General features: G+C 69.0%; 11 protein-coding genes and 1 tRNA gene. 6 read left to right on the top strand and 6 right to left on the bottom strand.

All coding sequences use genetic code 11. The features are described 5' to 3' along the window. Window positions 1-691, top strand: a 691-nt coding sequence (locus ND747_RS28830; RefSeq protein ID WP_251737408.1) for a thioredoxin domain-containing protein, incomplete at its 5' end; no start/stop codon positions are given. A 50-nt stretch (window positions 692-741) separates the two neighbouring features. Next, window positions 742-1,233 (top strand): thioredoxin-dependent thiol peroxidase, encoded by a 492-nt coding sequence (gene bcp / locus ND747_RS28825; RefSeq protein WP_251737407.1) that lies wholly within the window; start codon window positions 742-744, stop codon window positions 1,231-1,233. Between the two features lie 18 nt (window positions 1,234-1,251). Here the strand turns inward: bcp and ND747_RS28820 are convergent, their stop codons facing one another. Further along, window positions 1,252-1,635, bottom strand: coding sequence for a hypothetical protein (locus ND747_RS28820; RefSeq protein WP_251737406.1), 384 nt, complete (start codon window positions 1,633-1,635; stop codon window positions 1,252-1,254). Window positions 1,636-1,943: 308 nt separating this feature from the next. Here ND747_RS28820 and ND747_RS28815 point away from each other — a divergent pair. Continuing rightward, window positions 1,944-2,024 (top strand) — tRNA-Leu (locus ND747_RS28815). 60 nt (window positions 2,025-2,084) lie between these two features. Here the strand turns inward: ND747_RS28815 and ND747_RS28810 are convergent. Both ND747_RS28810 and ND747_RS28805 read right to left on the bottom strand, forming a co-directional pair. Beyond that, window positions 2,085-2,690 (bottom strand): hypothetical protein, encoded by a 606-nt coding sequence (locus tag ND747_RS28810; protein ID WP_251737405.1) that lies wholly within the window; start codon window positions 2,688-2,690, stop codon window positions 2,085-2,087. Between the two features lie 111 nt (window positions 2,691-2,801). Beyond that, window positions 2,802-2,945, bottom strand: coding sequence for a helix-turn-helix domain-containing protein (locus ND747_RS28805; RefSeq protein WP_251737404.1), 144 nt, complete (start codon window positions 2,943-2,945; stop codon window positions 2,802-2,804). A gap of 1,246 nt (window positions 2,946-4,191) precedes the next feature. Here ND747_RS28805 and ND747_RS28800 point away from each other — a divergent pair. From ND747_RS28800 to ND747_RS28790, 3 genes are read left to right on the top strand one after another with little or no spacing between them, the layout of a single operon-like run. Further along, on the top strand, window positions 4,192-4,890 hold the full coding sequence (locus ND747_RS28800) for an ATP-binding cassette domain-containing protein (protein WP_285901321.1): 699 nt from the start codon (window positions 4,192-4,194) through the stop codon (window positions 4,888-4,890). Further along, the gene (locus tag ND747_RS28795) at window positions 4,887-6,158 is read left to right on the top strand and encodes a hypothetical protein (RefSeq protein WP_251737402.1); all 1,272 of its coding nucleotides are present in this window, start codon (window positions 4,887-4,889) and stop codon (window positions 6,156-6,158) included. Before ND747_RS28800 ends, ND747_RS28795 begins: the two co-directional genes overlap by 4 nt. Beyond that, window positions 6,151-6,840 carry a hypothetical protein gene (locus ND747_RS28790; protein WP_251737401.1) on the top strand — a complete coding sequence of 230 codons (690 nt, stop codon included), beginning with the start codon at window positions 6,151-6,153 and terminating at the stop codon, window positions 6,838-6,840. Before ND747_RS28795 ends, ND747_RS28790 begins: the two co-directional genes overlap by 8 nt. Here ND747_RS28790 and ND747_RS28785 read toward each other — a convergent pair whose 3' ends face one another. From ND747_RS28785 to ND747_RS28775, 3 genes are all read right to left on the bottom strand, one after another. Next, window positions 6,841-8,082 (bottom strand): YbhN family protein, encoded by a 1,242-nt coding sequence (locus ND747_RS28785; RefSeq protein WP_374216351.1) that lies wholly within the window; start codon window positions 8,080-8,082, stop codon window positions 6,841-6,843. A gap of 215 nt (window positions 8,083-8,297) precedes the next feature. Next, window positions 8,298-8,744: an ATP-binding protein gene (locus tag ND747_RS28780; RefSeq protein WP_251737399.1), complete on the bottom strand. Its 447-nt coding sequence runs from the start codon at window positions 8,742-8,744 to the stop codon at window positions 8,298-8,300. Between the two features lie 227 nt (window positions 8,745-8,971). Further along, window positions 8,972-9,169: hypothetical protein (locus tag ND747_RS28775; protein WP_251737398.1), on the bottom strand; the 198-nt coding region annotated here is incomplete at its 5' end.

The raw sequence follows: 9,169 nt of genomic DNA, 5'->3' as shown, positions 1-9,169 counted from the left end.
GGCGAAGGCCGCCGCCGCCCGGGCCGCCGCGGTGGCGGCGGAGCGGCGGCGGCGCAATCTGATCGTCGCCGGGGTCGTGGTCGGCGTGCTCGTCCTGGTCGGCGTGCTCGGCTTCGTCTGGCAGAACTCGCGGGAGGAGTCGAAGCCGGTGGTGCTGCCGGCCCCGGCCACCGGCAGCTATCACGGCATCGTCGTCGGGAAGGCCGATGCCCCCGTCACGGTCGACATGTACGAGGACTTCCAGTGCCCGGCCTGCGAGGCTCTGGAGAAGCAGACCGGCCCGACGATCCGCTCGCTGCTCGACGACGGCAAAATCAAGATCGATTATCACATGATGTCGTTCCTGGGCCCCGAGTCGGTCCGGGCGGCGAACGCGGCGGCCGCGGCGGCGAACGAGGGTCGGTTCCGCGAGCTCCACGATGTTCTCTACGCCAACCAGCCCGAGGAGAAGACCGGTGGCTTCACCAACCCGACGCTGCTCGCGCTGGGGGCCAAGGCCGGCCTGACCTCGCAGGTCTTCAAGGATGCGGTGAACAGCGGCACCTATGACGGCTACGTCCACCAGGTCGACCAGGACGCCTCGAAGGCTGGTATCAACAGCACCCCGACAGTGATCATCGGTGGGAAGCAGCTCACCGGCGACCAGCTCACCCCGGCCGGGTTCACCGCCGCCGTCACCGCGGCGGCCTGAGCACCACCCGGGTTGCCGATCTGATCGGGCCCCGACTACCTTGTCGGGCCATGACCGAGACCGCCACCACCGCCCGCCTGTCCGCCGGCGACCCCGCACCCGCGTTCACCCTGCTCGACGCCGACGAGCGTGAGGTGTCCCTCGCGTCGTACCGGGGTCGCCGCGTGGTGGTCTACTTCTACCCGGCCGCCTCCACCCCGGGCTGCACGAAGCAGGCCTGCGACTTTCGCGACAACCTCGCCCTGCTGGGCGACGCCGGCATCGACGTCCTCGGCATCTCGCCGGACAAGCCGTCGAAGCTGGCGAAGTTCCGCGACGCACAGTCGCTGACCTTCCCGCTGCTGTCCGATCCGGACCGCGCCGTACTGCAGGCCTACGGCGCGTTCGGAGAGAAGACGATGTACGGCAAGAAGACCGTCGGCGTGATCCGCTCGACCTTCGTCATCGGTGCGGACGGGGCGATCGAGGTCGCCCAGTACAACGTGCGGGCCACCGGTCACGTCGCCAAGCTGCTGCGCGACCTGAGCCTCGCCACCGGCTGAGCTGTGCGCCCGGCCGGCTCAGCTGGCGGGGCGCAGGTCCCAGCGCAACAGCACGTTGTCCGGGCGACCCGGGTCGACGAGCACCGGGATGCGTCGCGGGCGACCGGACGAGGCGACCGCCAGGTCGGCGAGGTCGACGTCGGTGGCCGGGGCCACCGCGGCGCGTACCACCGGGTAGGGCTGGCCGCCGGGCTGGTCGACCAGCAGGTGGACCTCCGCGACGGCCCGGCCGTTCACCCGCGCCCCGGTGTCGTGCAGCGCGTCGACGGTCGCCGTCGTCGCCCGTCCATCGTGGATCAGGTGCAGCGCCTCGTTGCGTTCGGTGAGGGCCTGCTGCGCCGTGGACGTCGGCTGCGCGGTGGCCGTCGGCGCCGCGGAATCCGGGCTGTTCGGGCTGGTCATCGGTGGGTCTCCCCGTCCTCGCGTGCCGGTCTCGCCGGCCGTCTCACCTGCCGGTTTCGCGAACGGGACCCTCGCGCCACCGGGCTCGGCCCAGCGTGCCGCAGCTGGGCCAACCGTGCGGGTCGGCCAGCCGACAGCCGTCACCTCGTCGACGCACCGTTATGTGTCCTGGCACCGGATGCGGCAAACCCCGTCCCGCGAATCGGGACGTATCCGGATCAATGCAACGGCGCAGCGTGACCGGCGTTCAACGCCTCGGCGAACCGGCTCGACGGCCGCCCGCCGGGTCTGGCTACCCTGGTGGGCACGCGGGAGTGGCGGAATGGCAGACGCAGCAGGTTTAGGTCCTGCCGCCCTAGGGCGTGGGGGTTCAAGTCCCCCCTCCCGCACCCTTGTCATGTCGCAGGACATAGGTATAGGCCCGAACCCCCGGTGGGTTCGGGCCTGATCTATTTCTGGCGGCTGGGCTGGTAGGTGCGGGTGGGGTCGAGGGTGAGTTCGCGGAGGAGCTGGCCGGTGGTCTGGTGGATGATCCGGATCTGGCGGTCCTGGACGAGGAGTAGGACGGGGGTTCGGGCGTGGGTTCGTCCGATCCCGATGTGGTGCAGCCGGCCGCTGACGCGCAGGGTGAGTTTGCTGTTGCTGTCGACGTGGGCGCTGCGGAGCCGGTCGTGGCTGTCGGCGGTGCGGTCGGTCGACGGGGTTGCTTTGGGCCGGGCCTGGTGGAACGTCGCGACGACGATCTTCCTGGTGATCTTCGGGTGGGCGGCGACGTGCAGGACGAACCGGGAGTGGTCGTCGACCCAGCTGATGATCTCGATGTCGGTGCCGGGTCTGCCGTCCGGTCGGGTCAGCCGGTGGTGGGTGAGGTCCGACTGCCAGCACTCGTTGGGCTGGTCGGCCTGGAAACGGATGTAGGACGGCCGCGGTCGTGTGGCCGGGGTGGGAGTGACCGTACCTGCGCGGGTGAGGATCCGGTGGATCGTGGCCCGGGAGACCGTGCGCTGATGGTGGTGTGTGAGGTGCCAGCCGATGGTGTCCGCGCCGGCGTCCAAGCCCTGTTCGGTCAGCTGTTTTCGTAGGCCGACGATCAGCTCGACGGTCGTCTCAGGCGTGGCACACGGTGAGCGCTGCGGCCGCCGGGACCGCGGTTCGAGTGCTGCGTGTCAGCGACAGCTGCGTCCCTCGGCCTCGTAGCGGGTTTTGAGCCGATACGCCCAGGAGCGGTGCAGCCCGTAGCGGGCCGCGACCTCGGCCGGAGACTGACCTTCGACGAACAGGGCGGCGATGACCAGACGCGACGTCGACATCGCGGACGATCCCGCCCGCCCAGACCATCGCCGATCACCCGAGACACATGTCGCCTATGTCTTGAGACACCTGTTGCCGATGTGTTGAACCAGCACACCCCTCCCGCACGGGTACGGATGACCTGTCCGGATGGCCATCGTGAGGGCCTTTTACCGGTGACAGGACGTCACCGGCGGTCGGTTACGGGGCGGAACGCAGAGGCACGGCGGCCTGCTCGACTTGGCGGAACTACCGGGCGGCGAACGTCGGCGCCGAGATGGCGCCACTGCGCGCCGACGGCGCGGACATAGGACGCGGGCGACCGCACGGCTGGTGCCGCGATGCCGCGCCGATCTGCGGCAAGGTTCCGGCCGAAGTGCTCGCCGTTCACCGGGCAGAGCATGGCGTACATCACACATAACGTTTCGCGACGCGTGCCGCTGACCTGCGGACGAGACGGCTACATTCTGTTGTCTCAGATCTTTCCCGGGAAGGCCACCGAAGGGGGCGGTCTAAAGGTCAGCCACCTGCGCAAGTGGCGACGACACCAGCTCAGCCCAGACCGTCCCACGGTATTTATTGCTCTCCATCGAAGGCGATGGAAACCACGGTACGTTACCGAGGTTCGCAGCGTTCGGTTACTTCAATTTTTTGTCGTCCGGGTACGGCGGGTACCGCCGCACGGAAGTTTCTTGCGTCGCTCCAGTGTCAACGATAGCCTGCGCCGGCTCGCCGCGGAGTGAATCTTCATGGCGAGTTGAATGTTTTCGGAGAGAACGCCAGTCGAGGTCGGCGTTCAATGAGAACGGGGAGCTGAATGGGCTTACGTGCACGGAGTGCGGTGAAGGTATTGCTGGCAGCGTCGATCCTGATCGCACCTGTAGGTATCAGTGTCGAGTCGGCGTTGGCCTCCGGTCAAAGCCCGAGGACCAACAACTGCTACTCGACATGGGGAAGCACGGGAAGCAATGCTCACTGCTACGCGAACTCGGTAGCAGGAACGTACACCAACCACGGCTTCTGCACGTCCCAGCCGGATCCGACCAGCTCGAAATATTTCGTGAAAGGCACCTATGCGCCAGATTGGGGGCAGGTGAACTGTTGGTTTAAGATCAACAGCTCCAGGGTTGACTTCCACGGCTAGTTTACATAAAGGCCGGCCGGGCTGTGTGAGACACGCGCCGCCCGGCCGGGCGGCGAGGGAGATTTTTTGTGGTAGAAGACGTCGTGTCCGTGACCGGACTGCGGCAGGTGTATGGCAGGCGGATGGTTCTTGCGGATGTGAGCTTTTCCCTGCAGGAGGGCGTGATGGGCCTGCTTGGTCCCAACGGCGCCGGCAAGACCTCCCTCCTGCGTACGCTGGCGACCGTTGTGCCGCCAGGCCAGGGGGAGGTGCGAGTAGCGGGCAGTGTGGTGAGGACAGGTCGAGAAGCACGGTTGGCGCGGCGGGGGATCGGCTATCTGCCGCAGGATTTCGGCTATCTTCCCGGGTTCTCGGTCTATGACTTCGTGCGTTACGTTGCCTGGTTGCGAGAGGTTCCTCGTGGGGCCGCGCACGAGGGGACTCTGCGGGCTATCGAGGGAGTGGGCCTGTCGGACCGGATGCACGACCGGCTACGCACTCTGTCCGGTGGGATGTTGCGGCGCGCGGGAATCGCCAGCGCAATCGTCGGTGATCCGAAGTTGCTACTGCTCGACGAACCGACGGTCGGGCTCGACCCGGCGCAGCGTCTCGACTTCCGTGCTCTGATCCGCTCGCTGAGTTCGCGTGCGGTCGTGCTGTCCACTCACCTTGTCGAGGACGTGGCCGCGCTCTGCGACACCGTGGTGGTCCTCGACGGGGGCCGCGTGGTGTTCAGTGGTCGCACCGAGGAACTCAGTGAGCTGGCGGCGCCGGATGCCCCGGGAGATACCGCGATCGAGCGTGGCTATATGAGTGTGCTGCGGACCGGCGTCCGCGGATGATCTATGCCTACTGGACGGAGCTACGGCGTTCCGCGTTGCGCTGGTGGCTGCCGGTGCTGGTGGCTGCCGATCTCACCGTGCTGTACGAGCGGGGCCGGTGGTGGATCGGGGTCTGGCCCCAGACCAGCGTCGCGGCCCAGATTCCCGCGTTCTACTTCGGGCCCCTCTGCGCGGCGCTCGCGGCCTGGTCCGCCGGCCGGGCCTCGCGGCAGGGCATGGACGAGCAGCTCGCCGCCGCCGCCCGGCCGAGATGGCAGGCCGAGGGGCTGCAGCTTGCCGGGACCGCCTCCTTCGGCTTGGCCGCTTACCTCGTCGGCATTGTCGTTGCCGCCGTCACGTCCGCCGGTTCCGCGGGGCCGGGCTTCCTCTGGCCGGGCTACCTCTTGCTTGGAGCAACTGTCATCGTCGGCTGCACTGCGGTCGGGCATGCGCTCGGCCGCTGGAGCCAGTCCCGCATCATCGCGCCGATGTTCGGCGCGCTCGTCTGCTTCGTCCTTCTCGGATCACTGAGCGGAACACTCGGTTTCATGGTGCTCGTCGGTCCGCCCGATGCCCGCGTCGCGTACTGGCCGCTGGCGACCCGGCTGCTGCTCACGGTTGCCGCGGTGGCGGTGGCGGTCAGCGTGCCGAAGCCTCAGCTCAGGCTTCCGCGCCCCGCACACAGGCATTACGGATGTGGACAGGCCTTCTCCGCAACCACCGCGGTGATGGCGTTCGCCGGCTGTCTGGCCGCCTACGCGACCGCCGGTCCAATACAGGTCATCCGCCCGATGCCGGCGGACTACCCGTGCACAGACACCATGCCGGCCATCTGCGTCTGGCCGGATGACCAGAAGTACCTCCCGCGACTGTCGGCCATGGCCTCCCGCCTCGGCGAGCTACCTGCCGGTCAGTTCACCGTACCGGCCCGGTTCTACGAGCAGGGCCTGCGTGGCAGCCAGTACAGGAACGTCGACTTCACCATCCCAGAGGGCGCCATGTGGGAGGTTGCCACTGCCATCTCCATCCAGATCGTCGGCGAGACCTTCCCCAAAGCGTGCACCGGGGCGACCGATGATGACACTGCGGCATTCTTCCATGCCGAATTCGAGCTGGGGACCTGGCTCGAATCCCGTCTAACCGGTGCACCCCAGCCATCATCTGTCCATGGTGGCCCTCCAGGGGTCGACATCCAGGCGATTGGCAGGCTGATCTACACCACACAGGAGAGCCAGTTGGCTTGGGTCCGGCAGCGCATGGCCACAATCCGGAACACCACTTGTGCTTGATCATCTCCGTGCCGCTGTCCGCTATGGCCGGACTCATCACGCCGCCGGGTACCTCGCCGGCCTCGTGGTTCTGGCAACCGCCGATGTCCTGTTCGGAAGCCGTGAACTCGTGCTGCCCCTGGCGGATGTCCCGATCGCCTACCGTCATGAGATCCCGGTAGCCTACGCGGTGCTGCCGGCCGCCACGTTGCACAGCCCGATGGCCGATTTCGAACAAGGCGCGACCGGTCGCTACCAGCATGTTCGCCGCGTGCACCTCATCCTCGTCGTGGTCCTGACCGCTGCGGCGCAACTGGGAGTCGAGGCCGCCTCCGATTCCTGGCCGGCGGGCGTCGCCGCGCTGCGCTCCGTTCTCATCTGGGCAGGGGTCGCGCTTCTCTCCGCCCGACTCCTTGGCATCACGCTCAGCTGGGTGCTACCGCTCGTCAGCATCCTGCCGCTGACGTTCCTCCAGCAGAACGCCGACGGCACGGACCGATGGTGGGACTGGACGAGACAACCGCCAGGCGCCCTCGGCTGCTGGCTCATCGCCGCCGCCAGCCTCACCCTGGGACTCATGCTCTTCCATCTGGACCGCTGGACACCCCGACGGCGCCGCAGCCAGCCCCGTCCAGATGAAGGCGACAGCATCGAAGGCGCGCCACCGGGCATCGAGGACACACCGACCAGCATGCCCCGCTGATCAGAGGTCGCCGCTGCGGCGCAGGCCGGCCAGGGCCACGGCGCCGGGGACGACCGGGAGCCAGAAGCTGATCACACGGTAGACCAGCACGGCGGCGAGCATGGTCGCCGCGCCGCCGCCGGCGGCGGTCAGGCCGAACGCGAGCGCCGGTTCCAACGCGCCGACCCCGCCGGCCGTCGGTGCCGCCCCGGCCACCACCGAGCCGACCAGGTAGACGGTGGCGACCGACATCAGCGTGACGCTGGCGCCGAACGCCCACACCGCGCAGGCGAGCGCGAGGATCTGGAACAGCCGACTGCCGGCCTGGGAGGCCAGTAGCAGCGCCGCCCGGCCGGGCGAGTGCGCCAGGGTCGACAGGTGGCTGCGGAAGACCCGGGCGGCCGGCCGGATGACCACGCGCACCCGCGGATGGGCGATGGTTCCGGTGATCAGCGCCGCGACGATCACCCCGGCGACCATGACCGGGCCCGCGCCCAGGTCATGAACGGTGGTACGCACGGGGCTCACCACCGCCGTACCGATGCCGGAATCGCTGAGGGTGCTCGCGACGATCGCGAGGCCGGCCAGATGGCTCACCGCACCCGCGACCTTCACGGACGCGATGGCGGCGAGCGCGGCCGGCCGGGTCATGCCACGCCGCTGCAGGAAGCGCAGGTGGATCGCGATCGCGCCGAGACCGGCGGGAACGATCCGGTTCGTCGCGGCCGCCGCGAGCTGGACCGCGGTCACGGTGCGTAGCGGCATCCGCAGGCCGCTGGCTGACCGCAGCGACACCCCGTTGGCCACGTAGAACAGCGCCGTCGCGCCCGCGCACGCGGCCAGCCAGTGCCAGCGGGGCGCCGGCACCCCGGACAGCCGGGATGCCGCGTCCCCACGGAACCGGACGCCCAGGATGACCAGCAGGACCGCGGCGGCGACGACACAGGCCACGGTGCGCCGACGGGCACGGGCCCGGGCCGTGGGCGGATCCGGCATGGCCAGGGCCAGGGGCTCGACGAACACGTGGCGATGCGGATCGGCCGCACCACAGACCTGGATGCGTGTGGCCGGTGTGGGTGCGGCGGGTGTGATGGTCATGGCCGCGCCGCCGTGGGCCGCGGAGATCTCGCCCCCGGGCGAGCCGAGAACAACCGGGATCTCGATGACAACCCCCGTTGGGCTGGTGCCGTGGCCACGGTCGTGGCGCGGCGAGCTGTGATCACCGTACGCGTGTTGCCTGAACAGCGGCTGAAGTGTCCACACTGTTGTGCTGACGGCTGTCCGTCCAAAACACCTGCGCTGCGGACATGTGCACCGCCGACGGATGCTGTCGGTGGTGTGCCACCTGCTCTCCACGACGTCATGTGACCTCCCGCTCGGTCGGTTCGAGCCGGATTGCATTACTTCATAAAGATAAAAGCCGATATTTCGGACGACTGTGTGGCTGTGGTGGCCCTTTCGGGTCGGATCATCGTTGTTCAGGCACCGCAGGTGGCTTCGAGGGGACCTTCCTGCCGCGGGGGATCCGGCTGCCGTGGCAGGTCGAACCACACCTGCTTGCCGGTTCCCTGCTCCTGCGGTCGGTCCACGACTCCCCACTGCAGGGCCAGCGCGGCGACCAGGTGCATGCCCCGGCCTGACTCGTCGTCGTCCGCGACCGCTCGCAGATCGGGGTGCAGCGAGCTCCCGTCGTCGACGGCGATGCGGATCCGATCAATGCTGAGAGTGACGCTCAGCGACAGCGCGCCGCGGTCACCGACGAACCGGACGGCGTTCGTCACCACCTCGCTCACGAGCAGCTGGGCGACCTCGATGGTCTCAGCCCGGTTCCAGGCCGCAAGCAGCTCGCTGACGAGCCGACGGGCCCGCCCGGCGGCACGGGGTTCGGCGGGCAGGTCGAAGCGTGCGGTCAGTGCTCCTGCCACGCCTCACCTTCCGTGGGATCGAGCGGAACGACTCCGGCACGCGGCGCCGTCCTCGCGCCGGGCGCACTGCCCGGCGACGCGTACCTGCCTCCTCGTCCGGCACCTCAAACCTGCACCGTCCGTGGCCGCAGGTCGTCTCCCTGACGCCGGTCGCACCTGGATACCGCGCGCAGCCGTCCGGCGGGGGACGACGCGCCGCGCCGGACCGCGATCCGCGGGTACCCGGCTCAGATCACGTCGATGCCGTCGAGCACGGACTCCTGCCGCGCCAGCCACGCCCTGGTGACCTCGTCGACCTGGGCCTGGTCGATGTGTGCGGCCGCCGCCGACAGCCCGTCTGCGTCGCCATGGGCGCCCGTCCCGGGCTGCGGGGAGCGGGGAGCCAGCCCGGGCAGCGCCGAGGAGGCCGGGCCGTCGGGCCGTCG

The organism is Frankia sp. R82, from assembly GCF_023716925.1.
Taxonomy (GTDB): domain Bacteria; phylum Actinomycetota; class Actinomycetes; order Frankiales; family Frankiaceae; genus Frankia.
The sequence above is the reverse complement of the archived record's forward strand: the minus strand, read 5'-3'. Positions and strand labels throughout refer to the sequence as shown.

Excerpts from the sequence above, each read along its gene's own strand:
- bcp (WP_251737407.1), top strand. The coding sequence starts at position 742 with ATGACCGAGACCGCCACCACCGCCCGCCTGTCCGCCGGCGACCCCGCA.
- ND747_RS28800 (WP_285901321.1), top strand. The coding sequence starts at position 4,192 with ATGGTTCTTGCGGATGTGAGCTTTTCCCTGCAGGAGGGCGTGATGGGC.
- ND747_RS28795 (WP_251737402.1), top strand. The coding sequence starts at position 4,887 with ATGATCTATGCCTACTGGACGGAGCTACGGCGTTCCGCGTTGCGCTGG.
- ND747_RS28820 (WP_251737406.1), bottom strand. The coding sequence starts at position 1,635 with ATGACCAGCCCGAACAGCCCGGATTCCGCGGCGCCGACGGCCACCGCG.
- ND747_RS28805 (WP_251737404.1), bottom strand. The coding sequence starts at position 2,945 with ATGTCGACGTCGCGTCTGGTCATCGCCGCCCTGTTCGTCGAAGGTCAG.